The sequence below is a fragment of the Pseudomonas sp. DCB_AW genome (genome assembly GCF_026240895.1).
Lineage (GTDB): Bacteria > Pseudomonadota > Gammaproteobacteria > Pseudomonadales > Pseudomonadaceae > Aquipseudomonas > Aquipseudomonas kermanshahensis.
Genome location: NZ_JAPFCE010000002.1, coordinates 43,235 through 67,871 on the forward strand (window position 1 = coordinate 43,235; position 24,637 = coordinate 67,871).

At 63.4% G+C, this 24,637-nt stretch carries 22 protein-coding genes; 11 read left to right on the top strand and 11 right to left on the bottom strand.

Annotation, left to right across the window (positions count from 1 at the left end; genetic code table 11):
• Window positions 1-10 precede the first annotated feature (10 nt).
• The 8 genes from OO306_RS02090 to OO306_RS02125 form a co-directional block, all read right to left on the bottom strand.
• On the bottom strand, window positions 11-1,636 hold the full coding sequence (locus OO306_RS02090; RefSeq protein ID WP_265967524.1) for an ABC transporter ATP-binding protein: 1,626 nt from the start codon (window positions 1,634-1,636) through the stop codon (window positions 11-13).
• A complete protein-coding gene (locus OO306_RS02095) occupies window positions 1,636-2,475 on the bottom strand; it encodes an ABC transporter permease (RefSeq protein ID WP_265967525.1) in 840 nt (279 codons plus the stop codon). The genes OO306_RS02090 and OO306_RS02095 overlap by 1 nt, the downstream gene beginning before the upstream one ends.
• Window positions 2,472-3,431 carry an ABC transporter permease gene (locus tag OO306_RS02100; RefSeq protein ID WP_265967526.1) on the bottom strand — a complete coding sequence of 320 codons (960 nt, stop codon included), beginning with the start codon at window positions 3,429-3,431 and terminating at the stop codon, window positions 2,472-2,474. The genes OO306_RS02095 and OO306_RS02100 overlap by 4 nt, the downstream gene beginning before the upstream one ends.
• Before the next feature lie 3 nt (window positions 3,432-3,434).
• Window positions 3,435-5,036 carry an ABC transporter substrate-binding protein gene (locus OO306_RS02105; protein ID WP_265967527.1) on the bottom strand — a complete coding sequence of 534 codons (1,602 nt, stop codon included), beginning with the start codon at window positions 5,034-5,036 and terminating at the stop codon, window positions 3,435-3,437.
• Between the two features lie 9 nt (window positions 5,037-5,045).
• Window positions 5,046-6,365 carry an LLM class flavin-dependent oxidoreductase gene (locus OO306_RS02110; RefSeq protein WP_265967528.1) on the bottom strand — a complete coding sequence of 440 codons (1,320 nt, stop codon included), beginning with the start codon at window positions 6,363-6,365 and terminating at the stop codon, window positions 5,046-5,048.
• A 49-nt stretch (window positions 6,366-6,414) separates the two neighbouring features.
• Window positions 6,415-8,853 (bottom strand): TonB-dependent siderophore receptor, encoded by a 2,439-nt coding sequence (locus tag OO306_RS02115; RefSeq protein ID WP_265967529.1) that lies wholly within the window; start codon window positions 8,851-8,853, stop codon window positions 6,415-6,417.
• A gap of 177 nt (window positions 8,854-9,030) precedes the next feature.
• Complete coding sequence (locus OO306_RS02120; protein WP_265967530.1) at window positions 9,031-9,999, bottom strand: ABC transporter substrate-binding protein; 969 nt, start codon at window positions 9,997-9,999, stop codon at window positions 9,031-9,033.
• Window positions 10,000-10,009: 10 nt separating this feature from the next.
• Window positions 10,010-10,831 (bottom strand): class II aldolase/adducin family protein, encoded by an 822-nt coding sequence (locus OO306_RS02125; protein ID WP_265967531.1) that lies wholly within the window; start codon window positions 10,829-10,831, stop codon window positions 10,010-10,012.
• 502 nt (window positions 10,832-11,333) lie between these two features.
• Here OO306_RS02125 and codB point away from each other — a divergent pair.
• The 8 genes from codB (at window position 11,334) to OO306_RS02165 (ending at window position 19,478) form a co-directional block, all read left to right on the top strand.
• Complete coding sequence (codB, locus tag OO306_RS02130) at window positions 11,334-12,599, top strand: cytosine permease (RefSeq protein ID WP_085272819.1); 1,266 nt, start codon at window positions 11,334-11,336, stop codon at window positions 12,597-12,599.
• Entirely contained in the window at window positions 12,596-13,813 is a 1,218-nt protein-coding gene (locus OO306_RS02135; protein WP_099429379.1) for a PucR family transcriptional regulator, read from the top strand. The genes codB and OO306_RS02135 overlap by 4 nt, the downstream gene beginning before the upstream one ends.
• Before the next feature lie 4 nt (window positions 13,814-13,817).
• Window positions 13,818-15,059, top strand: a complete 1,242-nt coding sequence (gene codA, locus OO306_RS02140) for a cytosine deaminase (protein WP_027593188.1) — start codon at window positions 13,818-13,820, stop codon at window positions 15,057-15,059.
• Between the two features lie 232 nt (window positions 15,060-15,291).
• Window positions 15,292-16,269, top strand: coding sequence for a DNA-binding protein (locus OO306_RS02145; protein WP_265967532.1), 978 nt, complete (start codon window positions 15,292-15,294; stop codon window positions 16,267-16,269).
• A gap of 68 nt (window positions 16,270-16,337) precedes the next feature.
• Entirely contained in the window at window positions 16,338-16,610 is a 273-nt protein-coding gene (locus tag OO306_RS02150) for a CopG family ribbon-helix-helix protein (protein WP_099429377.1), read from the top strand.
• Window positions 16,611-16,832: 222 nt separating this feature from the next.
• Complete coding sequence (locus tag OO306_RS02155) at window positions 16,833-17,075, top strand: hypothetical protein (RefSeq protein WP_099429376.1); 243 nt, start codon at window positions 16,833-16,835, stop codon at window positions 17,073-17,075.
• The gene (gene xth / locus OO306_RS02160; RefSeq protein ID WP_265967533.1) at window positions 17,072-17,866 is read left to right on the top strand and encodes an exodeoxyribonuclease III; all 795 of its coding nucleotides are present in this window, start codon (window positions 17,072-17,074) and stop codon (window positions 17,864-17,866) included. Before OO306_RS02155 ends, xth begins: the two co-directional genes overlap by 4 nt.
• A gap of 43 nt (window positions 17,867-17,909) precedes the next feature.
• A complete protein-coding gene (locus tag OO306_RS02165; protein ID WP_265967534.1) occupies window positions 17,910-19,478 on the top strand; it encodes a sensor domain-containing diguanylate cyclase in 1,569 nt (522 codons plus the stop codon).
• A gap of 33 nt (window positions 19,479-19,511) precedes the next feature.
• Here the strand turns inward: OO306_RS02165 and OO306_RS02170 are convergent, their stop codons facing one another.
• Together OO306_RS02170 and OO306_RS02175 are read right to left on the bottom strand one after the other, a co-directional pair.
• Window positions 19,512-20,018: a GNAT family N-acetyltransferase gene (locus tag OO306_RS02170; protein WP_265967535.1), complete on the bottom strand. Its 507-nt coding sequence runs from the start codon at window positions 20,016-20,018 to the stop codon at window positions 19,512-19,514.
• 34 nt (window positions 20,019-20,052) lie between these two features.
• Window positions 20,053-20,766: an MgtC/SapB family protein gene (locus OO306_RS02175; protein WP_265967536.1), complete on the bottom strand. Its 714-nt coding sequence runs from the start codon at window positions 20,764-20,766 to the stop codon at window positions 20,053-20,055.
• A gap of 414 nt (window positions 20,767-21,180) precedes the next feature.
• Here OO306_RS02175 and OO306_RS02180 point away from each other — a divergent pair, with 414 nt between their 5' ends.
• Window positions 21,181-21,648, top strand: coding sequence for a sterol desaturase family protein (locus tag OO306_RS02180; protein ID WP_027593197.1), 468 nt, complete (start codon window positions 21,181-21,183; stop codon window positions 21,646-21,648).
• A 12-nt stretch (window positions 21,649-21,660) separates the two neighbouring features.
• Here OO306_RS02180 and OO306_RS02185 read toward each other — a convergent pair whose 3' ends face one another.
• Window positions 21,661-22,560: a bile acid:sodium symporter family protein gene (locus OO306_RS02185; RefSeq protein ID WP_027593198.1), complete on the bottom strand. Its 900-nt coding sequence runs from the start codon at window positions 22,558-22,560 to the stop codon at window positions 21,661-21,663.
• 197 nt (window positions 22,561-22,757) lie between these two features.
• Between OO306_RS02185 and OO306_RS02190 the strand changes: the two genes are divergently transcribed.
• Together OO306_RS02190 and OO306_RS02195 are read left to right on the top strand one after the other, a co-directional pair.
• Entirely contained in the window at window positions 22,758-23,639 is an 882-nt protein-coding gene (locus OO306_RS02190) for a Dyp-type peroxidase (protein WP_265967537.1), read from the top strand.
• Between the two features lie 88 nt (window positions 23,640-23,727).
• Window positions 23,728-24,636, top strand: coding sequence for an aldo/keto reductase (locus OO306_RS02195; RefSeq protein ID WP_265967538.1), 909 nt, complete (start codon window positions 23,728-23,730; stop codon window positions 24,634-24,636).
• Window position 24,637: the final 1 nt, after the last annotated feature.

Consider the following 24,637-nt stretch of genomic DNA (forward strand, 5'->3'; position numbering starts at 1 on the left):
AAGGCTGCTCCTACCCGGATCGCGCTTGACGGGAAGGCAGGGCTAGTGGGGCCGGCTGCAGGCCTCGCCACCCTGGCATATCCGCCAGCAAGCGGCGTGTGTACTCACTCGCTGGTTGCTCGAATACCTGCTCGGTAGGCCCTTGGTCCACCAGCCTGCCCTGGCTCATCACCAGCACCTGGTCGCTGATGCCGCGTACCGTGGCAAGGTCGTGGGACACGAACAGGTAGGTCAGGCCCAGGTCGCGTTGCAAGGTCTGCAACAGCTCCAGCACTTGCGCCTGCACCGGTGCGTCCAGCGCCGACAGCGGCTCATCCAGTACCAACAGGTCCGGCTCGGCGGCCAGCGCACGGGCGATGGCGACCCGTTGCCGTTGCCCACCGGACAACTCACCAGGGCGCCGCTGCAGCAAGTCGGCAGGTAGCCCGACACGCCCCAGCAGCTCGACCACCCGCTGGCGATCATCGCGCCGGTTGCCGATGGCGAAGGCGCGCAGCGGTTCACTGATGATGTCCAGCAGGTTGTGCCGCGGGTCGAGTGCAGCCCAAGGGTTCTGGTAGACCAACTGCACCCGGCGCCGATAGGCCTGCAACTGCTTGCGCCCTGCGCCAAGCACCTGCTCGCCATCGAACAACACGCTGCCTGCATCTGCCTGCTCCAGGGCCAGGATGATGCGCGCCGTGGTCGACTTGCCAGAGCCCGACTCGCCAACCAGGCTGGTAGTGCTGCCACGAGGCAGGCTGAAACTGACATCCGCCACCGCCGCCGGCCCCTGGCGGTTGAAGCGCCGCTGCAGCCCAGTGACCTGCAGCAAGGGCGCCGCAGGGTGATCGGCCGGGCGGGTACGACGCTGCTGCAACCGTGCCAAGGGTGAGGCATTGAGCAACTGGCGGGTGTAGGGGTGGCTGGGGGTATGCCACAGGTGTTCGGGCGTGCCGCTTTCGAGCAGTTGGCCGTGGCGCATGACCAGAATACGGTCGGCCCGGTCCAGCGCCACCGCCAAGTCATGGGTGATCAGCAACAGGCTGCTGCCGCGCGCGTGCACCAAATGCTGCAAACGGTCGAGGATCTGCCGCTGGACACTCACGTCGAGGGCACTGGTGGGCTCGTCGGCGATCAGCAGCGGCGGGTCATTGGCCAGGGCGATGGCGATCAATACCCGCTGGCACATGCCGCCCGACAACTGATGGGGGTAGCACCGCAGCAGTTGCTCAGGTGCCTTGAGGCCAACTTGCTGCAACAAGACCAGCGCCTTGGCATGGGCTTCACTGTGCGCTACGCCATGCACGGTCATGGCTTCGATCACCTGCGCGCCGATGGTCTTGACTGGGTCCAGCGACGTGCCTGGGTCTTGTGGCACGAAGCCGACCAGGCGGCCACGGCGGGTTTGCCAGTCGCGCTCATTGAAGGTGTCGAGCGCCTGGCCCTGTAGCCACAGTTGGCCGTTTTGCCGTGCTGTAGCCGGCAACAGACCCGCCAGCGCCGCCGCGGTAGTGGACTTGCCTGAGCCGGACTCGCCGACCAGGCAGACGATTTCGCCCGCGCCAATCTCCAGGTCCAGCGCCTGCACGGCGGGTTGTTGGCTGCCGGGGTAGTCGACGCGGAACTGGCGGATACGAACCAGTGGCGAACTCATCACGCTGCTCCTTGAAGTTGTTGCAGGCTACGCGCCAGTTGTTGAGTAGCCAGGACCACCGCAGCCACCACCAGGCCCGGCAAGGTGGTGTACCACCAGGCGACGACCATGTAGTTGCGCCCCTCGGCGATCAGCAAGCCCCATTCCGGCTGGGGCGGCGGCGCGCCGAAGCCCAGAAAGCTAAGCGCCGAGACGGCCAGCACAGCGCTGGCGAATTCCAGTGCGGCCAGGGCCAGCAACGGCCCCGCGGCATGTGGCAACACGTGGCGGCAAAGGTTGGTCCAACTGCCAACCCCGGCCACCTGCGCCGCCTCGACAAAGCTGCGGCGGCGCCAGCGCAAGACTTCGCCACGTGCCAGGCGGGCGAACATCGCCACCGAGGAAAGCCCCACGGCCAGGGCAATTTCCAGCGTGCCAAAACCCAGGGCAGTGACGATGGCCATCGCCAACAACAAGGCAGGAATCGCCATCAGGACTTCCACCCCCATCGCCAGCAGCCGGTCGGCGACGCCACCGAACCAGCCGGCAATGCCCCCCAGCAGGCTGCCGGCGACCAGGGCGATCAGTACCGCGATGCTGGTGGCCTGCAGCGACAGTGCCGCGCCATGCACACAACGCGCATACAGGTCGCGGCCCAGGTGGTCCGTGCCGAACCAGTGGGCGGCGGAGGGTGCTTGCAAGGCCTGGCTCGGGTCAGCCAGCAGCGGGTCGGCGCTGCTGAACAGGTTCGGCCAGAAGGCCCAGCCCAGCACCACGATGAACAGGGCCACGCTCAGCGTCAGTGGCAGGCTGGGCCAGCGCACCGGGCGTGCCAGCCGGTAGGTAGGTTGCAGGATCATGGGCGGCTTCCTTGGCGGATACGGGGGTCGAGCAACGGGTAGGCCAGGTCGGTCAGCAGGTTGGTCAGCACGTACAAGGCGGCGGCCAGCAGTACTACGCCTTGGACCACCGCGATGTCCTGGCTGGCGACAGCACCTTGGGCCAAGCGCCCGATGCCATCACGGGAGAACACGGTTTCAGTCACCACCGCGCCGGCCAGCAGGTTGCCCAGCAGGGTGCCGGCCAGGCTCAACAAGGGGATCGCTGCGTTGTGCAGAATATGCCCGCCAAGCAGCCGCCATGGCCCGACACCCTTGCTGCGCAGGGCCTGCACAAAGGGCTGTTGGCTGACCGTGGCGATCGAGCGGCCAAGCACCTGGGCGATCATCGCCGCGCACGGCAGGGCCAAGGTCACGGCCGGCAGAACCAGGCTGGCCAGGCCTTGCCCACCCATGGCCGGCAACCAGTGCAGTTGAAAGGAAAACAGTTGCAGCAGCACCAGCCCGACCCAGAAGGTCGGCAGCGACACCACCACGGCAGGGGCATTGTGCAGCACGCTCTGCAACGGTCGCTGGCGTACGCGATGGGCCGCGAGCGCTAGGCAGATGCCCAGTGGCAGCGCCAGGCCAAGCGCCGTGAAGGCCAACGCCAAGGTGGCCGGCAATGCCGCTGCAAGTGCTGCGGTGACGGGCTTGCCGGTCTGCAGCGAAGTACCCAGGTCTAGCTGCAGCAACCGCCACAGCGCACCGGTGTACTGCTGCCAGAGGCTGCCGTCTAGGTGATAGCGAGCGCGCAGTTCAGCGACCTTGACCGGGTCTGCCGAGCCCGGTTCGCCGCTTTGCGCCAGCAGGATCGCTACCGGGTCACCGGGCAGCCCATAAAGGATGGCAAACGACAGGCTAAACGCTGCCCACAGCACCAGCAGTGACTGGGCCAGGCGCCACAGGTGCGCGGGGTGATGGTTCAGGGCGTTCATCGGTCAGTGACTCCCCGGTTGTGCCAGCCAGGTGTTGTAGAACTGCAAGCGGGTCGAGGCCTCGTAATGCAGGCCGCGCACCGCATCGCGGAACGCCGTGACCGTAGCGGCCTCGACCAGCGGGATCACGTGGCCCTGCTCGAGTAGCTCGCGGCTGGCCTGGTGGATCAACGCTCCGCGCGTTTGCACATCGAGGCTGGCGGCCGAATCGATCAGGGTCTGGTCCAGTGCCAGCGGGCCTCGCACGTTGACGTTGCGCCCGCTGGCGAGAAACACCGTGCGCAGTACGTCCGGGTCGGCGCGGGTCAGGTTGAAGAACCACAGTTCGTAGTTGAGCGATGTCTGCAGCAGGCTGACTTGGCCGATGGTGGACTTGTTCAGGCGCAGCTCGATGCCGGCCTGGCGCAGTTGCTGCTGTACCAGTTCCAGCACCGGTGTGCTGGCCTGCCAGTAATCGAGAGCAAAGCTCAAGCGCTTGCCATCACGCTGCCGCCAACCGTCGGCGCCCTTGTGCCAGCCGGCCCTGTCCAGCAATTGGCCGGCACCTTGTGGGTCGTAGGCAAGCACCGCGCTTAGGTCCTGGTAGTAGGGCGTGCTACTGGCGAGCACGGAACTTGCTGGTTTCTGGTAGCGGGAGATCACGCCCTTGAACTGGCTGCGGTCGATCGCCTTGTTCAGTGCCTGACGCACCTTGGCATCGTCCAGCGGCGGGCGGGACTCGTTGGGCGTCAGGTTGAAGACGATGCCTGGGTTTGACCGCGCGATGGACGCAATGCCCTGGGCCTGCAGCACCGCTTCGTCCTGTACCGGCACGCTGGTGTTCACGTCGATTTGCCCGGACAGCAGGCTGCCCAGGCGCACACCGGACTCGGGCAGGATGTGAAACTCGATAGCCTCCAGCCAGGCACGGCCCTTGTGTTCGGCCAGCGAAGACGGCCAGGCGTAATCGGCGCGGGCTTCGATGCGCACCAGGCGGTTGTGCTCGAAGCTTTTTACGTTGAATGGCCCGGAGCCCACCAAGGCGCCCTGGCAGCGTTGTTCGGCGCTACGTGCCAGGGTACTGGGTGCCAGCAGCCCCAGGCTCATGGTCGAGGTCGCCTGAAGGAACTGCGCGTTGGCCTGTTTGAAGCGGATGCGCACGCTCAGCGGCCCAATGACTTCGACGGTTTCAAGGCCAGCCAGGTAAGTACTGGCCAGTTGTGCCTGGGCACCGAGGGCGACGATGGCCTCGAAGTTGGCCTTGACCGCTGCGGCGTCCAGCACGCTGCCGTCGCTGAAGGTCACCCCTTCACGCAGGTGAAAGGTGAACTGGCGCGAGTCGTCGCTGACTTCCCAGCGCTCGGCCAGCCAGGGCACGATCTCGGCGGTCTGCGGGTCTTGGTCGGTCAGCGAGTCCACCAATTGCCGGCCAACGTTGAGGGCGGTATTGTTGCCCGCCTGTTGCGGGTCGATGCAGTTGGGGTCGCCGTCGAACGCCACCCGCAGCACGCCGCCATGCTGCGGCTGCGCCGGGGCGCCCAGGTTGGCCTGCTGCGCGCTTTTACCATCGCAGCCGGCCAGGCTCAGGGCGATGGCCAGGCTCAGTGTCGCCAGGGGTCGGAACATGGGCTCTCCTTAAAAGAAGCGGTTGGCGCGGTAAGGCAGGCCTAGGTTTTGCCGCAGGGTGGTGCCGGCGTATTCGCGCTGGAACAGGCCGCGGCGTTGCAGCTCTGGGACCACGCCATCTACGAAGTCATCGATGGCTGAGTGCAGGCCGCTGAACATGATGTTGAAGCCATCGGCGGCGCCGGCTTCGTACCAGGCCTGCAGGTCATCGGCGATGCTCTGCGGGGTGCCGATCAGGATGCGATGGCCGCCGGAGGTGAGTTGGTTGAACAATTGACGCACGGTTGGCCGCTCGCGGCGGATCAGGTCGAACACCAGCTTTTGCCGGCTCTGGTGGGTGTTGGTGGTGAAGGTCTCTGGGGGCAGGGGCACTGCTTCGTCGAAGGGCAACTCCGAGAGGTCGTAGCCGAGGCTGACGAAGCGCGAGATGGAACTGAGGAAGGCCTTGGGTTCCAAGAGCTCTTGCTGGCGGTCGTACTTGGCCTGGGCTTCAGCCAGTGTCTTGCCCACTACCGGCGAGACGCCGGGCAACACTTTCAGTGCATCGGCACGGCGCCCGAAACCGGCGGCGGCCTGCTTGGTCTCCTGGTAGAACGCCTGGCCTTGGGCGATGGTGTGCTGGGCGGTGAAGATCAATTCGCCAACCCGTGCCGCCAGCCGCTTGCCAGCCACAGAAGCGCCGGCCTGGGCGACCACCGGGTGACCTTGCGGCGATCGCGCCACGTTGAGCGGCCCGCGCACCTGGAAGTGTTCGCCTTGATGTTCGAGCACATGCAGTTTGTCGATGTCCAGCCAGGTGCCACTGGCCTTGTCCTGGACAAAGGCATCGTCGGCCCAGCTGTCCCATAGGCCACTGACCACGTCGTAGAACTCTTCGGCACGGGCGTAGCGGTCATCGTGTTCGACGTGCTCCTGGCGGTTGAAGTTTTCGCCGCCGCCCAGCGACGTCACCAGGTTCCAGCCGGCCCGGCCTCCGCTCAGGTGGTCCAGTGCAGCGTATTTGCGGGCGATGTTGTAGGGCTCGTTATAAGTACTGCTGGCCGTGGCGATCAGGCCGATATGGCGGGTGCTGGCGGCCAGCGCCGGGGCAAGGATCAAAGGGTCCCAACGCACGCTGTTGGGGCCACGCTGCAGGGCCAGGTCGAGTTTGACGTCGAGGGTGTCGTTGAAAAAAAGCGCGTGAAACCGCCCGGCTTCCAGCTTGCGGGCAATGTATTGGTAATGCTCCAGGCTCTTGAAGGTATCGCGCGGTGCCTCCGGCAGGCGCCAGGCGCTGCCGCTGAGGGTGCCGGGGATGAACGCGCCGAGTATGAACGGGCCGTGGCTCATGGTGCTTCTCCTGGCGCCCGCCACACACGGCGGGCGCTGTGTGGGGGGGTCAGAAGTTGTAGGCGATGCGCGTGTACCAGAAGCCACCGTAAGGGTCGAACGGCGAAATGGCACCGAACTTGGGGAAGCCATTGGTATCGCCGGCGGGGTAGCCATTGTTGTCGGCACGTACGTCGAACAGGTTGTTGGCACCCACGGCGACATCGAAGTGGTCGGTCAGCGCGTAGGCGACTTCCAGGTCGGTCAGCCACTTGGCGCCGTAGGTCACGTCATAATCGGGGTTGGCGTCGCGGGCGATGACTTTGTCGTAGCGGGTCAGGCCGGCGTTGATGGTGAAGCGCTCGATCTGCCAGTTGGCGCTGAGGATCAGCTTGGTCTTGGGGTTGGCCACGGTCAGGTAACCCTGGGCGACGCGGTCGAACAGTTCGAGGCTGTTGCCTGCGGCGCGCAGCGATGCCGGTGTCTGCTTGATGTCGTCGATGATGGTTTTGTTGTAGTTGACCCCCAGGCCGTACTTGACCCGGCCAAAGCGCCCATAGTCGACGCGGTAGTCGGCCACCAGGTCGACGCCACGGGTGGTGGTGTCGGCCGCGTTGGTGAAGTACTTGACGCGGTAGCCTGGCTTGTAGCCGTTGGCAACCAGTTGCTGGTCGACGCCATTGCCATAAAGGAAGCCCGTCAAGGCAATGCGGTCGCGGATTTCGATCTGGTAGGCATCCAGGGTCACGCTGGCCTGCGGCAAGGGTTGCCAGGTCAGGCCGAGGCTGATGTTGCGTGACTTTTCCGGGCTGAGGTCTTCGGCGCCCAGGGCTTTGGCCAACGGCGAATCCACCCGCACGGTCTTGGCTTCGACGAACTGCGCCACACCGTCGACGGTGGTGTACTGGTTGGCGGTCTGGGCGTAGACCGACTGCGACAGCGACGGGGCGCGAAAGCCATTGCTGAGGGTGCCGCGCAGGGCAAAGGTTGGCGTGAAGTCGTAACGTGCGGAAAACTTGCCGCTGCGGGTATTGCCGCTGCTGTCATCGTATTTTTCGAAGCGCGCGGCCACGCCGAGCCAGAGTTTTTCCGTCGGGTTCAGGCCCAGGTCGAGGTAGCTGGCGTAGCTGTTGCGGCTGAGTTGGCCTTCATCCTCCGGGGTCAGGGTAATGGCGCCTTGGGCGCCCACCGCTGCCGGTTGGCCTGCCAAGGGGCCGCTGGGGTAGAAGTAGCCGCCGTTGATGTACGAGAGCGGGTCGTCGGACTCGGTCTTGTACCGTTCGTGGCGGTGTTCCAGGCCCCAGGAAACCTGCAAGGGCTTAGCCAGGCCAACCTCGAAGGCGCGGGTCAGGTCGAGGTTGTTGGTCCACTGGTCGAAGGTATTGGTATAGGTGTCGAAGCGGGTCGGGCTGGTCGGGCCGAGCGAGGCGTTGAGGGTTTCGTCGGCACCGGCTTGGCCTTTGTCGCGGCCGAAGGTGGAGCTCAGGTCCCAGTGCCATTCGGCGAATTCACCCTTGCCACCGGCGGCTGCCTGGTAGTCGGTTTCTTCCAGGGTGTAGAAGGGGGCAGTGCCGTCCGGGTAGATCTCAGGGATGATGTTGGTGGAATTGGGCCGGCGGTAGTTTTGCCCGCCGCGGGCATCACGCTTGCTGAAGGTCGAGAAGGAATACAGGGTCAGTGCGTCGCTCACCGGCAGTTCGGCGTTATACGACAGGTTGATGGCCTTGATCTTGGGCAGGCCGTTTTTTTGCACTTCGCGGTCGGCGGTGTCGTTGCGGGGGTCGCCGGCGAAATACAGGTTGCCGGTGGCGGCGCGTGAGCGGGTGGCGGTCTGGACCGACTTGGCGTCCAACGCATAGTTGAAGAAGCCGCCGTTGTCGCCCAGGGCCAGGCCCTGGTTGAGGGTTTGGCGCAGGTTACCGCCGTCGCCGTCCTCATAGTATTGGCCGTACTGGGTGCTGGCCGATCCGCCGTTGTCGCGCTGCTTGAGGATGATGTTGATCACCCCGGCGATGGCGTCGGAGCCGTACTGCGCCGAGGCGCCGTCGCGCAGTACTTCGACGTGGTCGATGGCACTGATGGGGATCATGTCCAGGTCCACCGGGTTGGTCCCGTAGGCGGCGGTGGAGTCGAGGTTGATCACTGCGCTGTTGTGGCGGCGCTTGCCGTTGACCAGCACCAGTACGTTGGAGCCGTTAAGCCCGCGCAAGCTATAGGGCCGGGCGATGCTGTCATTGGACGAGCCGGAAGGGCGCTGGGAAAACGATGGCAGGGTTTTCTGCAGGGCACCGCGCAGGCTGGACTCGCCGGTTTGCTCCAGTTGCTTGCTGTCGATGACGTCGATCGGTGCCGGGCTGCTGGTGACGGTACGCACTTCGCTGCCCCGCGAGCCGGTGACGATCACCGTGTCGAGGGCGGCATCATCCTCCGCTGCCATGGCCAGGGGGGTGAGCAGGTAGCCAGCGAGTACGGCGGGTGCCAGCGTTAAAGGGGTAAACACAGACTTCATGACTGTTCCTTGGGTTCGATTGGCAGATCAGGCCCTGGATGTGCGATCGAACGGGCTCTCATAAGGTGTTTCACGCAGTGCAGGCGCAGCCTGGCCCGCAGGAGGTCCGTTGCTCCCGTGGCTGAGGTGCCTGTGAATCGTCCGGCGCGCGCCGGTACGGTGTGCCGCGGCGGGTCTCTAGCCGCTGAGCAAGGGGGTAAAGCGGTCGTCCCAGAAGCCCCGCACATCCAGTGCCTGGCGGATCAGCCCACTGTCGTGGAACAGGTCGGCGATGTATTGCTGGGCAACGATGTCTGCCTCGCTGACGGGCAATAGCCGACAGGGCTGCTGACGTTGCGCGAACTGTTGCAAATAGAGGTCGCTGGAAATCCCGGTAAGGGCTTGGTTACGTGCAGCCCATTCATGGGGGTTGTGCTCGACCCAGTCCCAAGTGGCTTTTTCGCGCTGCAAAAAGTCGCGAATGGCGGCCTGTTTGCCCGGCTGCTGCAACGCCTGGGAGGTGGTTGCAATCAGGTAGTTGCCGCAGTGATAGGGGCTGGCGTCGGCCAGCGCCACGCCATCCATGGCCGTCTGCGCTTGCAGGGCACCGATACCGCCGGCGACGATGGCGTCCAGGTGGCCGTTTTGAAATGCCACCAGCGCATCCCGGGCAGGCATGGGCCTGGCCTGGATATCGGCAAGGGTCAGGCCGTTGTCGCGCAGCAGGTTGAGTATCAGGTAGTGGGTGTCGGTGGCGCGGACGAAGCTCACGCGCTTGCCCTTGAGGTCAGCGATGGAGGCGATGCCGCTGCCACGTTTGACGATCACACTGCTGCGGTTCTGCTCGCCCTGGTAGCTGGCGATCAACACCAGCGGGTTACCGGCCACGCTGGCGAACAGCGGCAACACCGGGCTCATGAAGGCGTAGTCGAGGCTGTTGCTGGCAAAGGCTTCCAGCACCATGGCGCCCCCGGGCACGTCTACCCAGTGCAGCGGGTAGGGTGTTTGCGCTTGGCCCGCGTCGGCGAGAAAACTCGCGGCCTGGCCCTTGTAGCGCCAAACCCGCAAGGCTTCATTGGCGCGTGCCAGGGCGGGGGCCAAGCCTACGGCCAGCCCGGCAATGGCGCTGTGGCGTAGGAAGGTGCGGCGGCTGATGCTGATTGCCATGGGGTGCGCCTCAGTCCAACAGGTCGGGTTGTTGCTGGACGATGCGGTCCCACAGCGGCAGGAAGTTTAGCCAACCGAACAGCTCGCGCTGGGCAGGGTCGACTTGGGCTTCGTCCAGGTCCGGGATACGCGGTTGGCCGGCAGCGTAAGCCAGCAGGTGGGCGCGGGCGCTGTCGTCGGCGAGGATGAAGCGCCAGGCGGCGCTTTCCACAGTCTGGCCCGTGGTCCACAGGCCGTGGTTCTGCCAGACCAGCAGGTTGTTGTCGGCGAAGGTTTCGACGAACGCTTTTGCCACTTGGTCGCGGTGCAGCAGGCCGCCTTCGGGCGTGCGCAGGGCGTGGCGGTCGAACAGCACCTGCTCACCGGCGAAGGCAGACGACTCTGCAGTGATTGGCTGGAACAAACGCCCCAGCGCTGACCAGACCCGCCCATGGAAGCCATGCAGATGCGCAATACCCACCACGTCAGGCCGGGCGAGTTGCAACGCGTAATGCAGCTCAAGGGCGCTGGTATTAAGCAGGCCGTCACCTTCGACCACCTGGCCTTCGCCGTTTACCCGCAACAGGTCACGGGTGCGGATGTGCGAGAACGGCACACCCAAGGGGTTGATCCAGTAGTGGTCGGTCTCGATCGGGTCGCGTGCCGTGAAATGGCCGGCCAAGCCTACTTCAAAGCCCAGTTCGGCGAACAGCCGATAGGACGCTGCAAGGCGCTGCTTGCGGTGCAGGCGCTCGGCGAACGGGTCGCTGAAAGCGGGTGGAACGGTGATTTGCAGGCGATTATCACGGTTGGGCAGGCGGGCGACACTGTGGCGCGCAGCAGGTTGGCTCATGGCAGTACCTCACGGAGGAAATGATCGTTTGCCGATCATCCGTTCTGCCATTTCCGCCATTTCAAGGGCGGGGCTCGCAGGTGGATGAATCGGGGCCTCCACCATGCGAGGGGTCGGGTCTGAGGGGACTGTAGCAAGGGGTAGGGGCGGGAAGAAATACTGTTTTGATCTATTTTTATTATTATTTTTACGAATAAAAATTAGCGATGATATTTGAATAATGCATTTAAGGCGTGTGCTTGCCCGTGACGCTGGGGCCTTGCGGGCAAAAGCCCTGGCTGAAGCATGGGTGAAAACTACTCAGCGCTGTTCACCTTTGGTGCGTAAATGCCTCAAATCAAGGCAGCTGGCACACATCATCTCGCCTTATTCGATGCTTAAATGTGCAGAGTGCACAGCATTGTCTGTGCTGTTCGCCCGTTGCGCTTCGGTTTCCATCCCTTGTAAAACCGGCCCGCATATTGCTCTTCCTGCTCCCGTCTACCACCCGGAGCCCCGTGCAATGAGCTCACCTACCGAATTCCCGCTTTGCGAAGCCCCGCAGTCCTCCCGCAAGGGCCTGCTACCGATAGCGATGGTGCTGTTCAGCTTCACGTTCTTCACTGGCACGATGTTCGCCGGTGGCAAATTGGGCATGGCCTTCAACTTCGTCGACATGCTGTGGGTTGCCACGGTCGGCAACACGCTGTTGGCGTTATACGCCGCAACCCTGGCGTTCATCGCGTCACGCAGTGGGCTGAATACCGTGTTGATGGGCCGCTTCTGTTTCGGTGAAGCGGGCAGCCGACTTTCCGACTTCTTGCTGGGGTTCGCTGAACTGGGCTGGTACGCCTGGGGCACCGCGACCGTAGCGATCGTGCTGGTCAAATTGTTGGGCCTGGCGGGCGGCTTCACTGTGCCGCTGATGGTGCTGTTCGGCCTGGGCTTCAGTATTACGGCCATTATCGGCTTCAAAGGGCTGGACCTGTTGTCGCGGGTATCAGTGCCCTTGATGTTCGTGCTGTTGCTGGTGTCGATGTACATCGCCACTCACGATGCCGGTGGCTTTGCTGGCCTTGCCGCGGTGGTGCCACACGAGACCATGACCTTTTCGGCGGCCGTGACCATGGTCTTCGGCACCTTCGCCAGTGGCGCCACCCAGGCCACCAACTGGACACGCCTGGCACGCAGCGGGCGGGTGGCGGTGGTTGCCAGCATCGTTGCGTTTCTGCTGGGCAACGGCCTGATGGTGGTTGCCGGTGCCTGGTGCGCGATGGTGTATCAGCAGGCCGACATCGTCGAGGTGATGATGCTGCAGGGCCTGTCGTTCGCGGCGGTGGTGATGCTCTGCCTGAACCTTTGGACCATCCAGGGCCCGACCATCTACAACGTGTCGGCAGCTGCCTGCCACCTGCTGCGCAGTGAGCGGCGGCGAACCGCGACGCTGGTGGCGGCAGGGGTGGGCATTGTGCTGGCGATTGGCGGCATGTACGAATTGCTGATTCCGTTTCTGGTGCTGTTGGGTTCGGTCATCCCGCCAGTAGGTGGGGTGATCATGGCCGATTTCTGGTATCGCCACCGTGGCCAGTATCCCGCATTGGCCACAGCCACCCTGCCACGTTACAACCTGAGGGGGCTTTGTGCTTATGCCGTCGGCGCGGTACTGGCGTATGCCTCGCCGTGGGTTGCGCCGTTGGTAGGTATTGCTGCCTCGGCGCTGTGCTACATCCTCTTGCTTGAACTGAGCGGCCGACGCCGGGTGGTGGGCGAGGCCGGTGTCGAACCGTGAGCCTGGCACTGGAAGACATTCTGCACCTGCCTGGCTTGCAGGAGATGACCGTGCGCGCAGGCGCACGCAACCTGCAGCGTCGGGTACGCTGGCCTTACGTCGCAGAGAACGAGGGCATCGCCGAGTGGGTGATGGGCGGCGAACTGGTGTTCGTCACCGGCATCAACCACCCGCGTGGCGAGGCCAACCTGCTGAGCCTGGTGGAAGACGGCGAGGCCGTGGGTATTGCCGGCTTGGTGATCCTCACTGGCGGCACTTTCATCCAGGCTATCCCGCCAGCGGTGGTTGCCCGCGCCGAGCAACTGGGCTTGCCGTTGATCGAGCAGCCCTATGCGCTGAAAATGGTCGTGGTCACCCACCTGATCGGCACGGCCCTGGTGCAGATGACCCAGGTGCGCCGCTCGCGCAACGACATCCTCGGGCAACTGTTGACCGGCGACTACCCAAGCCTGGCCATCGCCCGGCAACGGGCAACGCACCTGGCCCTGGCGCTGGACGAGCCGCGACGCCTGCTGGCGCTGCGTTTGTCGGGCGTCGATGGCGTATTCGAGCGCCACGGGCTGGCCCAAGGCGAGCGCTTGTGGCAAGGCATTCGCCAAGCCCTTGAAGACCAGCTCGAGGCCTGGTGCCGCAGCCGGCCGGGCAGCGTGACGGCCCACTTGCCGGGCGACCTGTTCGTACTGTTGCTGCCCGATGCACCGGGCTTGCCTGCTACGCTGGCCGCGCTGCACCGGCAATTGGCGGGCGTGGCAGGGGAGCTGGGCCTCTATATGGGGCTGTCGAGCCTCGCGGAAGATTGCGCGCACTACCGCCGCGCGCTCAACGAGGCCCGCCAGGCCCTGGAAGTGGCGCAAAACCTGCGTCCCGCCAATGGCTATTGCGATTTCAGCGAGCTGGGCGTGCTGCGCCTGTTGCAAGGGATCGTCGATCGGTCATTGATCGACGACTTCGTCGCCCAGACACTAGGGCCGCTGATCGCGCCCGGCCGCAAGCACCCGAATACACTGGTGCATACCCTCGATGCCCTGCTCAAGGAAAACGGCAACGGCCTGAAAGCCGCGCAACGCCTGGGGCTGCACCGCAATACCATCAATCAACGCATTCAACGCATCGAACACCTGAGTGGGCAGTCGCTGGACGACCCGCTTTTCCGTATGAATGCTTCGGTCGCCATGCTGGTGTGGCGCATGACCGAAGCCCAAGGCAAGGAGTAACGCCATGAACATCATCAACGCAAAACTGCGAGGCAAGGCTGGCCTGTTTCGCATCGAACTGAACGGTGACCGCATCGCCAGCATCACGCCACAGGCCGACCCGGTGGCACCAGGCGGCGCTGATGACCTGGATGCCAAACAGAACCTGGTGGTTGCTCCCTTTGTCGAGCCGCACATTCACCTGGATGCCACCCTGACGGCCGGCGAGCCGAAGTGGAACATGAGCGGCACGTTGTTCGAAGGCATCGAACGCTGGGCCGAGCGCAAGGAAATCACCACCCACGAAGACATCAAGGGCCGCGCCAAGAAGACCATCAATATGCTGGTGGACCACGGCATCCAGCATGTGCGCACCCATGTCGACGTCACCGACCCCAAGCTCACTGCCCTCAAGGCCATGGTCGAAGTGCGTGAGGAGGTGCGCCATTTGGTCGACCTGCAGATCGTCGCCTTCCCGCAGGAGGGCATCGAGTCGTACGCCAACGGCCGGGCGCTGATGACCGAAGCCGTGGCCATCGGCGCCGACGTGGTCGGCGGCATTCCGCATTTCGAAAACACCCGCGACCAGGGCGTGTCGTCGGTCAAGTTCCTGATGGACCTGGCCGAGCGAACCGGCTGCCTGGTGGACGTGCACTGCGACGAAACCGACGACCCGCAGTCGCGCTTTCTCGAAGTGCTGGCCGAAGAAGCGCGGGTGCGCGACATGGGCGCCCGGGTCACGGCCAGCCACACCGTGGCCATGGGCTCCTACGATAACGCCTACTGCTACAAGCTGTTCCGTTTGCTCAAGTTGTCGGGCATCAACTTCGTCTCGTGCCCGACCGAGAGCATTCACCTGCAAGGGCGCTTCGACAGCTACCCCAAGCGCCGCGGCGTGACCCGCGTGGCGGAGATCGACCGGGCAGGTATGAACGTGTGCTTTGGCCAGGACTCGATCGTCGACCCGTGGTACCCGTTGGGCAATGGCAACATCTTGCGCATTCTTGAGGCCGGGCTGCACATCTGCCACATGCTCGGCTATGAAGACTTGCAACGCTGCCTGGACCTGATCACCGACAACAGCGCCCGCACGCTCAACCTGGGGGAGCGTTATGGCATCGAGGTGGGGCGGCCGGCGAACCTGCTGCTGCTGTCGGCGCCGGATGACTACGAGATGGTGCGCAGCCAGGGGCATGCGCTGGTGTCGGTGCGCAACGGCAAGGTGCTGATGCGGCGCACGCCGGCGCAGGTCGAACGCCTGGCCTGACACCGCTGCACGCTTCAAATGCAACGCCCCGCTGGCTTTTGCCAGGCGGGGCGTTTTGCTTTCTGCGCTTCGTGTACGCGTTTCCCAGTCAAAAACCGCTTATTCAGCCCTTCACATGCGATAAGCCGTGATTATTTCATGTTAGATAGCACTTGAATTAGAGGTGCTGACCGGTCAAAATTATTACGTAATTACATATTACGTATTCCAGTACAAAATCGTAGGAGCACGCATGGCCCGGGGCGGTATCAACAAGGTGGTAGTGCAGCAAGCGCGTCAGGCGCTGATCGCCCGCGGGGAGAACCCCAGCATCGATGCGGTACGTATCGAGCTGGGCAACACCGGCTCGAAAAGCACGATTCATCGCTACCTGAAGGAGCTCAATGGCCAGCAAACCGTGGCCACGGCGGGCGCCCCTGGGTTGAGCGATACGCTTGGGCGGTTTGTCGGGCAGTTGGCAACACAGCTACAGGAAGAGGCGGATATACGCATCGAAGAGGCCGAAAGCGTTTTCACCCAGCAACGCGAACAGCTCGAAGCACAATTGCAGCTAACCCAAGAAGCGCTGGCTGCGGCGCATCAACAGCAAAAGATCCAGGACGCGGCACTGGTTGCCGAATCGGAGAAACTGCTGTCCACGCAAAGCACCTTGCAGGCTGAGCAACTGCGCAGTGCCAGCCTCAACCAGTCATTGGGCGAGCTGCAATTGCGCCTGAACGACAAGGAAGAGCAGGTGAGGTCACTCGAAGACAAACACCGCCACGCCCGCGATGCCCTGGAACACTACCGCAGCGCCAGCCGCGAACAGCGCGAGCAGGACCAGCGCCGCCACGAGGCGCAACTGCAACAGCTGCAAGTAGAAGTAAGGCAACTGCAGCAGGGCATGATGGTCAAGCAGGACGAACTGACCCGCCTGCACCGTGATAACGAGCGCTTGCTCGGCGAGCATCGCCAAGCCACCAGCGAACGCAAGGCACGGGACGAATTGCTTGAACAGCGGGACGCGCAGATTCAGGGCCTGCGAACGATTTTGGCTCAAGCCCAAGGGGCGACCGAGGAAATGCGGCGGCAGCTGGATGTGCAAACGCAAAACCTGGAAGACAGGCGCGAGCTGTATGCCGAACAGGTGCGCCAAGTGCAGCGTCTGGAGGATGAGCTGCTAGAGCGCGATGAGGCATTGAGCGCTTGTCGAGCGCAGTTGAGCACCTGACAGTGCTTTGTCGGGCACAACTCATTATTATCAACGTGAGTCGTGTAACGATCAGGAGCAGCCCTATCATGGCAAACACTGCTAAAACCCGCACTGTCACGGCTCACGTCCCTGAGCAACTCGCCCAAAAAGTCGATTTAATGGCAGAGCGTCTTGATCGCTCCAAAAATTGGATCGTCAAGCAGGCGCTGTCCGCCTGGATATTCCAAGAAGAAGAGCGTAGTCGCCTAACCCGAGAAGCCTTGGCTGATGTTGACGCGGGTCGAGCATTTGACCACCAAGCTGTTCAGGCCTGGGCTGACAGCCTCAGCACCGATAAACCGTTGTCAGTACCGCGCTGATGGTGTTGAAGTGTCTGCTGCGACTGTGGCACACCCGTGAGGAGCGATAGTAGCGCTGAGCGCAGAAGTCCGTAGTAGTCACATTATCGACGCTTTGCCACAGCTTTTTCTCCACGGTAGTTGTTCAGCACCGCCTTTCTGTCCTCTGCTTTCTCAGCGTGGTTGAACGTTGGCCAAGACCTGCGCTCACACATTCAAAGCGGGTAGCGAGGAGCCACGTACATGAGCATCGAACGCAGCATTCCCGAGCTTGAGGCCTGGTACGCGCAGTACGACGACATCAGTTACCGCCGCGAATCGCCAGATGCCTATCATCATGAACTGGTGCGCACCGCCGAAGCCCTGCGTGATGACGGCGCCATCGACTGGGATGACTGGTTGCAGCTGAAGGCCTTGGCCGACCAGGCGCACATCAACGCGCTCGAAGATGCAGTACAGGCGCATGTCGACGACCCTGACGCATGAAAGCGCTAAAGATCGCCACCTTCAATATCAACGGCATTCGCAGCCGATTGCCGGCATTGATCGCCTGGCTAGAGCGAGAGAAGCCTGACATTGCCTGCCTGCAAGAGCTGAAAGCGCCCGACCAGCAGTTCCCGCGTGAAGCGCTTGAAGCAGTGGGCTACGGGTGTTTGTACCAAGGGCAGCCTTCGTGGAACGGCGTTGCCATTCTCGCGCGTGGCAGTGAGCCACTCGAAGTGCGCCGCGGCCTACCCGGCATGGAGGATGACGCCCAGAGCCGCTACCTGGAGGCAGCCGTGCAGGGGCTGATCATCGGCTGCCTCTACCTGCCCAACGGCAACCCGCAACCCGGGCCTAAGTTCGACTACAAACTGCGCTGGTTCCACTGCCTGATCGACCATGCGGCCAGTTTGCAAAAGAGCGGGCACCCGGCAGTGTTAGCCGGCGATTTCAACGTCGTCCCCACCGATTTCGACATCTATAACCCGCGCTCCTGGCTCAAGGACGCGCTGCTGCAACCTGAGACCCGCGATTGCTACCAGCGTTTGCTCAACCAGGGCTGGACAGATGCGCTGCGCCACCTGCACCCTGACGAGCGGGTTTATACCTTCTGGGACTATTTTCGCAATCACTGGCAGCGTAACGCCGGGTTGCGTATCGATCATGTGTTGCTCAACCCTGAGCTTGCGCCTTACCTCAAGACCGCAGGCGTGGATGCCTGGGTACGCAACGAACCTAAGGCCAGCGACCATGCACCGGTGTGGATCGAGCTGGCTTCGCGTAAGCAGCGCTGAACTATAGTCATAAGCGGCGAACGCGAGACGACAAGGGAATAGGATGTGCGCAGCCAGGAAACAGGATGACGATGGGCACCTCGCGGTAGCGGGCGAGGGCCGCGCCGTGGCATTGTTCCGCCAGGTCCTGGCATTCATGGTGGTGGTGATGCTGGCCTTCGTGATGGTGGAAGGTTGGCGTATCTGGCGTGATTACCGTCACGCGTTCAGCAATGCCGAAAACATGGTGACCAACCTGGCTCGGGCGACGGCGCAACACGCCGAGGACGCTATTCGCCAAGTGGATGTCGTTAGCGCGTCCTTGGCCGAGCGCCTGGAGGGCGATGGCTTTGAGCATATGAACCGCCCGCGCCTGCAGGCGTTGCTCGCGCGACAAAAAGCGCTCATGCCGCAGCTGCACGGGCTGTTCGTGTACGGCGCGGATGGCCGCTGGCTGGTTACCGACCAGGCGACCCTACCGCCCAACCTCAACAATGCTGACCGCGACTATTTCGTTTACCACCGCAATCATCGTGACCGGCAGGTACGCATCGGTTCGGTGGTGCGCAGCCGCTCGACCGGCGACTTGATCATTCCCATCTCGCGGCGCCTGGAATACCCCGACGGGCATTTTGCCGGGGTGCTGTTGGGCACGATCAAAGTGGACTGGTTCGTGCGCTACTACGGCGATTTCAAGATCGACGAGCGTGGCGCGCTGGTACTGGCCAAGCGTGACGGCACGATTCTGGTCCGTCGCCCGTTCGTTTCGAGGGTCGTTGGGCGCACATTGGCCAAAAGCGAAGTCTTTCGCAACCACTTGCCCTATGCCGATGAAGGGCTGGTCGAGGCAGTGGCGGTAGTCGATGGCACACCTCGCCTATATGCCTACCGGGCGCTGTCGAGTTACCCGTTGGTGGTAGAGGCTGGCCTGTCGCGGGAATCCATTGTCGCGCCCTGGCGGCACGACGCGATCAAATCAGTGGCCGTATTGTTGCTGTTGTTGGTGGGGTTGGCAGCGTTCGGCGGGGTAGTGTTGCGCCAACTGCGCGAACGCATTGTGATAGAGCGCGCACTGCACCAGGCGCACCAGACGCTGAAATCCCTGGCCTTGACCGACAGCCTGACCGGCCTTGGCAACCGCCGCCGGCTGGATGCGGTGTTCGAGCCCGAGGTGCGGCGGGCTCGACGGCAAGGTTACCCAGTAGCGCTGGTGATGCTCGACCTCGACTACTTCAAGGCTTACAACGACCGTTACGGGCACCTTGCCGGCGACCAGTGCCTGCGGCGTTTCGCCGAGCTGCTGCAACAGGCGCTGAAGCGCCCGGCTGACCTGGCGGTGCGCTTTGGTGGCGAGGAGTTCACGCTATTAATGCCCGACACCGATGCGCCGGGTGCCGAGCTTGTCGTGCAGGAAATACAGCATATGCTGCGTCGCCATGTGATCGAGCATGGCGGCAGCCCATTGGGGCGGGTGTCGTTCAGTGCCGGAATCGCGATCGGCGACCCAGCTCGGCAAACCATGACGCCCGAGCGACTGATGGCGGCGGCAGATAGCGCGTTGTACCAGGCCAAGGGACAGGGGCGGGACGGTTACTGCGTGGCGAACAATGCCGCGGCAGGTGTAGACCCATGATCGCCCATTAAGGGCGAGCAAGGCAGGCGCTGTTCAACCGATGCTCATGCGCATTGCACAACGCCCGACAAACCCGTGGGCACGCTCGTTGGCCAGGATGTTACCCAGCCGCGAGCACAGCAGGCCTTCATCAATAGTTTCAAACCCAAAGCGTGCATAGAAAGGTGCATTCCAGGGCACGTCGACAAAGGTGGTCAAGGTCAGTTCCCGAACGCCGGCGGCTTGCGCCGCATCGACCAGTTGATTCAGCAGCAGGCGCCCGATCCCTTGCCCTTGAGCCTCCCGGCGCACGGAAATTTCATGAATGTGCAATGCCTGATGCTCCCGCCGTGCGCACACAAAGCCTAGGATCTGCCCGGCGTCACCCTCCGCCAGCCAGCTTGCGCCTGCATCGACGAATCCTTGATGCGCTGTGCTGTCCAGTACTTCGCCTTGTGCCAGCCACGCCAGCGCCGGCAGTTGGGCGAAAGCCTGGGCGGCTGAACGCTCGACCTCGGCCAGCCAGGGGATATCGCGGGTGAGGGTAGGGCGTATATGCACAGTCGGGTCCTGCAAACCGTGGGATGGGTGGGCGTCAGTCTGCCGCCACCTCTTGCGGCTGCAACTGCCAGCGCACCGAGCTTACACCTTTTTCCAGGCTCACCCGGCTGACCAGCCGTTCCAGCTGCGCCGGTGCGTGCGGGTTGCCCAGCAGTTCGGCGCGTACTTCGAGGCGTGCCGGGTTGGGCAAGTCCTCGCTGTGCAGCGATTGCAGGCGCAGCTCCGGGTCGCCGAGGCTGTGCAGCATCAGGCTGCGAACCTGGATTTCATCCTCGGCACGGCACACAACCCGCACTTCGAAACGCTGCTCCACTTCAGTGGCCGGGACAATGTCCTGGCGGTCCAGGCGCTGGGCGATGTCGCGCAGCAGGATGTTGGCGCACAACACGGCCAGGCTGCCCAGTGTCGCTTCCAGCAGCAGCCCAAGGCTGCACAATACGCCAACGGCGGCCGTGCACCACAGCGTGGCGGCAGTGTTCAGGCCGCGCACGTTGAAACCGTCGCGCATGATCACGCCGCCCCCGAGAAAGCCGATCCCCGACACCACATAAGCGGCCACGCGCGAGGCATCGTTAGGGGCCATGCCCGGTACGGCCTGGGTCATCAGTACGAACAGGCAAGCGCCGGTACTGACCAGCGCATTGGTACGCAAGCCAGTGAGGCGTTGACGCAGTTGACGCTCGGCGCCGATCAGGGCACCCAGCAGCAGGGCGATGCTGACGCGCAGCAGAAAGACTTTCCAATCCATAGCAAACCTCTTCCACGGGCAAACGCCCGCATGAACGCCATCTGGTGTTGGCGTGGTTGAATAACCAGAAAATGCGCAGGACCACAGAAGGGAAGAAAAGAGGAAGCTGCAGCCACGGGGGCTGAAGAAATCCACCATCAAGCCATGGCGGCTAGACAGTGGCAGGGCACTGCCGGACTAGCTCGCCAAGTGGGCCTGTCGCAAGCGACTGGGGCTACTGTCCAATGCAGGACTCCTGTTTGGGGATGCGAAATTGCGTCGCGGACCTTACGCCCCGAGATAGGCGAGGTCAAGGGTAAAAACATGACAAGGGCTTCATCAGGAAAGTGCCTACAGCCCGTCACGCCTGCATGGAAAAATAGGCGGGTAGTCGGTAACCTTGCGCCTTCCCTTGCGATCACCCGGACCCGTTACATGCTGTTCAATCTCGCCGTGCTGCTCGGCACACTGGTGGCCATGGAGGGTGTCGGCACACTGGCGCACAAGTACATCATGCATGGCTGGGGCTGGTGGCTGCACCGCTCGCACCATGAGCCACACCTGGGCATGCTCGAGACCAATGACATTTACCTGCTTGCGCTGGGGCTGATCGCCGCCGGCCTGGTGGCGCTGGGTAAAGCCGGGTACGCCCCCTTGCAGTGGGTGGGTGGGGGCGTGGCGGGGTACGGCCTGTTGTATGTGCTGGCCCACGACGGCTTCTTTCATCGCCACTGGCCGAAAAAGCCGCGGCCAGTCAGCCGCTACCTCAAGCGCCTGCATCGCGCCCATCGGCTTCACCATGCGGTCAAAGGCCGGCAAGGCAGCGTGTCGTTCGGCTTTTTCTACGCTCCGCCCCTTGCGGTGCTCAAGCGCCAGTTGCGCGACCGACGCGAGCGGCCCTGACCGTCACTGCGGTCAGTTGACCGCGTTGCCCTCAGCCTCAACGGTTTCTGCCACGTGCCCGCGGCTCACCCACCAGCCAAACCCTGCCGCCGTGAAGAACATGATCAGGCTGTAAAGCGCTGCCGGCACCGCCATGGTGGCGTTGTTCAGCAACGAAGGGCTCAAGGCCAGCGCGATCGCCAGGGTACCGTTGTGGATGCCGATTTCCATGCCGATGGCGATGGCCTGGCGCTTGGGAATCTTCAACAGCCGGGGCACCCAGTAACCTACGGCCAGGCTCAGCACGTTGAACAACAGGGCAGCCAGGCCTACCACGGGGGCGTACTCGACCACCGTCTGCCAGTCTTTGGCCAGCGCGAGGATGATGGTGAAGGCCAGAAACAGCGCCGCCACCAGCTTCATCGGCTTTTCCATGCGTGCGGCAAAGCGCGGGGCAAAGTGGCGGATCAACATGCCCAGCGCCACCGGCAGCAGGACAATCGCGAACACCTGCAACACCTTGGCAAACTGCAGCGGGATGGCCTGGTCCGAGGCCATGAACCAGCCCAGCGACAAGTTCACCAGCAGCGGCATGGTGAGGATCGCAATCAACGAGTTGACCGCCGTCAAGGTGATGTTCAATGCCACATCGCCGTGGGCCAGGTGGCTGAACAGATTGGCCGTGGTCCCCCCCGGCGACGCCGCCAGCAGCATCAGCCCCACCGCCAGGGCGGACTCCAGGCCAAAGCCGTTGGCGATCAGGAAGCACACCAGCGGCAGCAACAGGATCTGGCAGACCAGGCCAATCACCACAGGCTTGGGGTACTTCACCACACGGGCGAAATCGGCCAGGGTCAGCGACAGCCCAAGGCCGAGCATGATGATGCCCAGGGCCAGGGGCAGAAATGCAGTGAGCAGGGGCGAGGCAGTCATGAAGGGGCTCTCGGATCAGGGAGTCGCACAAAGGATTCCGAGGAGTGTAGGTGGCACTGTAGTGATAGCTAATTGCAAAGCGCCACCTCTTGGTAACCTTTTGTTACCGAGTGCACCGTGCGCAGCGTCTGCATGCCGCGTTGCGATGGGCGTCCCGGCGCAGTAGCATGCGCGCTTTTACCGAGGATTAGCCTGTCATGCCGTTTCAGCAAGGTCTGCTTGCCACGCCGGTGCCGGCCCATGCCCGCCACCTGTTCTTCACGCTGCACTCGCCCGAAGCGCTGCCCGCCGCACTCGACGCCTTGCTGCCGCAGGTCGACGGCCAACAGTTGATCCTGGGCGTCGGCGCGACCCTGGCCAAGGCCCTGGGCCGTGACGTGCCGGGTTTGCGTGCCTTCCCGCTGCTGGACGCCGCCGTGGAGAACCCTAGCACCCAGCACGCCCTGTGGCTGTGGCTGCGGGGTAACGAGCGTGGCGACCTGCTGCTGCGGGCCCAGGCCCTAGAACACGCGCTGGCTCCGGCGTTGCGCCTGGCAGACAGCGTCGATGGCTTTTTGCACCGGGGTGGCCACGACCTGACCGGCTATGAAGACGGCACCGAGAACCCGGTGGACGAAGAGGCCGTGCAAGCCGCCATCGTTGACGACGCACCCCCTGGCCTCAACGGTTCCAGCTTTGCCGCGTTCCAACTGTGGAAGCATGACTTGGAGTACTTCAAGTCGCTGCCCCAGGCGGACCAGGACAACATCATCGGCCGCCGCCTCAGCGACAACGAAGAGCTTGACGACGCTCCGGCGTCCGCGCACGTCAAACGCACCGCCCAGGAAAGCTTCGAACCTGAGGCGTTCATGGTCCGTCGCTCGGTCGCCTGGGCTGACGCCCGTGGTGCTGGCCTTGCCTTCGTGGCGCTGGGCCACAGCTTCGATGCCTTCGAAGTGCAACTGCGGCGCATGAGCGGCCTGGAAGACGGCATCATCGACGGCCTCTACCGTTTCAGCCGGCCACTGACCGGTGGTTATTACTGGTGCCCGCCGATGGGTGAAACCGGCCTGGACCTGCGCCTGCTGTTGCAGGCCTGATCGCTAACATCCAGATACAGAATCACTCGCCGAGGCGGGGTAGAGCGGCTAGCCTTGAAAGTTTCCGGTTCATCACGGGGGCTTTTCCATGTATGCACGTCGTGATGTCCTACGCGCCGGTGCAGCCTTGGGGTTGCTGGCCGCAAGCCCTTGGCTGCACGCAAGGGCGGCGAGTGGCCTGCTGACGCGCACTATCCCTTCCACCGGCGAGGCCTTGCCGGTCATCGGTGCCGGTACCTCTGGCAGTTTCGAGGTCGAGGCCGGCTCGCCTCAGTACCAACAGCTCGGCGCGGTGCTCAGGGCCTTCTTCGAAGGTGGCGGCAGTGTCATCGACACCTCGCCCAACTACGGGGGGGCCGACAGCATTCTGGGCCAGTTGCTGGAAGAGGGGGGCTGGCACAAGCAGTGCTTTCTAGCCACCAAGATCGCCGCCGACAGCCAGGCCGACGCACAAGCGCAGTGGCAAGGCAGCCTGCGCAGCTTGCGCACCGACAAAGTCGACTTGCTGCAGATCCACAACCTGCGCGATTGGCAGACCCAACTGCCCTACGCCCGTGAACTCAAGCAGCAGGGCAAGACCCGCTACGTCGGTATCACCCATTACCTGAACAGCGGCCAGGATGAAGTGGCCAGGATCGTACGTAGCGAACCGCTCGACTTCATTCAGATCAACTACTCGGTCAACGCCCCACAGGCCGCGCGTGAGCTGCTGCCATTGTGCCAAGACAAGGGCGTCGCGGTGCTGATCAACCGGGCGTTCGATGACGGCCGGTTGTTTGCCCGGGTCAAGGACCAACCGTTGCCAGGCTGGGCGTCGGAAGTAGGTATCGGCAGCTGGGCACAGCTGTTTCTGAAGTTCGCCATCAGCCACCCGGCAGTGACCACGGTCATTCCCGCCACCAGCCGCCCTGATCGCCAGCTCGATCAGCTCAAGGCCGGGCATACGCCATTGCTCAGCCAGGCGCAGCAACAGGCGCTGATCGAACAGTTCGGCTGAC

Coding starts and splice junctions, on each gene's coding strand:
- OO306_RS02115 (WP_265967529.1), bottom strand. CDS start 8,853: ATGAAGTCTGTGTTTACCCCTTTAACGCTGGCACCCGCCGTACTCGCT.
- xth (WP_265967533.1), top strand. CDS start 17,072: ATGAAAGCGCTAAAGATCGCCACCTTCAATATCAACGGCATTCGCAGC.
- codA (WP_027593188.1), top strand. CDS start 13,818: ATGAACATCATCAACGCAAAACTGCGAGGCAAGGCTGGCCTGTTTCGC.
- OO306_RS02125 (WP_265967531.1), bottom strand. CDS start 10,831: ATGAGCCAACCTGCTGCGCGCCACAGTGTCGCCCGCCTGCCCAACCGT.
- OO306_RS02175 (WP_265967536.1), bottom strand. CDS start 20,766: ATGGATTGGAAAGTCTTTCTGCTGCGCGTCAGCATCGCCCTGCTGCTG.
- OO306_RS02095 (WP_265967525.1), bottom strand. CDS start 2,475: ATGATCCTGCAACCTACCTACCGGCTGGCACGCCCGGTGCGCTGGCCC.
- OO306_RS02185 (WP_027593198.1), bottom strand. CDS start 22,560: ATGACTGCCTCGCCCCTGCTCACTGCATTTCTGCCCCTGGCCCTGGGC.
- OO306_RS02145 (WP_265967532.1), top strand. CDS start 15,292: ATGGCCCGGGGCGGTATCAACAAGGTGGTAGTGCAGCAAGCGCGTCAG.
- OO306_RS02155 (WP_099429376.1), top strand. CDS start 16,833: ATGAGCATCGAACGCAGCATTCCCGAGCTTGAGGCCTGGTACGCGCAG.
- codB (WP_085272819.1), top strand. CDS start 11,334: ATGAGCTCACCTACCGAATTCCCGCTTTGCGAAGCCCCGCAGTCCTCC.
- OO306_RS02105 (WP_265967527.1), bottom strand. CDS start 5,036: ATGTTCCGACCCCTGGCGACACTGAGCCTGGCCATCGCCCTGAGCCTG.
- OO306_RS02180 (WP_027593197.1), top strand. CDS start 21,181: ATGCTGTTCAATCTCGCCGTGCTGCTCGGCACACTGGTGGCCATGGAG.
- OO306_RS02165 (WP_265967534.1), top strand. CDS start 17,910: ATGTGCGCAGCCAGGAAACAGGATGACGATGGGCACCTCGCGGTAGCG.
- OO306_RS02090 (WP_265967524.1), bottom strand. CDS start 1,636: ATGAGTTCGCCACTGGTTCGTATCCGCCAGTTCCGCGTCGACTACCCC.
- OO306_RS02150 (WP_099429377.1), top strand. CDS start 16,338: ATGGCAAACACTGCTAAAACCCGCACTGTCACGGCTCACGTCCCTGAG.
- OO306_RS02120 (WP_265967530.1), bottom strand. CDS start 9,999: ATGGCAATCAGCATCAGCCGCCGCACCTTCCTACGCCACAGCGCCATT.
- OO306_RS02110 (WP_265967528.1), bottom strand. CDS start 6,365: ATGAGCCACGGCCCGTTCATACTCGGCGCGTTCATCCCCGGCACCCTC.
- OO306_RS02100 (WP_265967526.1), bottom strand. CDS start 3,431: ATGAACGCCCTGAACCATCACCCCGCGCACCTGTGGCGCCTGGCCCAG.
- OO306_RS02190 (WP_265967537.1), top strand. CDS start 22,758: ATGCCGTTTCAGCAAGGTCTGCTTGCCACGCCGGTGCCGGCCCATGCC.
- OO306_RS02195 (WP_265967538.1), top strand. CDS start 23,728: ATGTATGCACGTCGTGATGTCCTACGCGCCGGTGCAGCCTTGGGGTTG.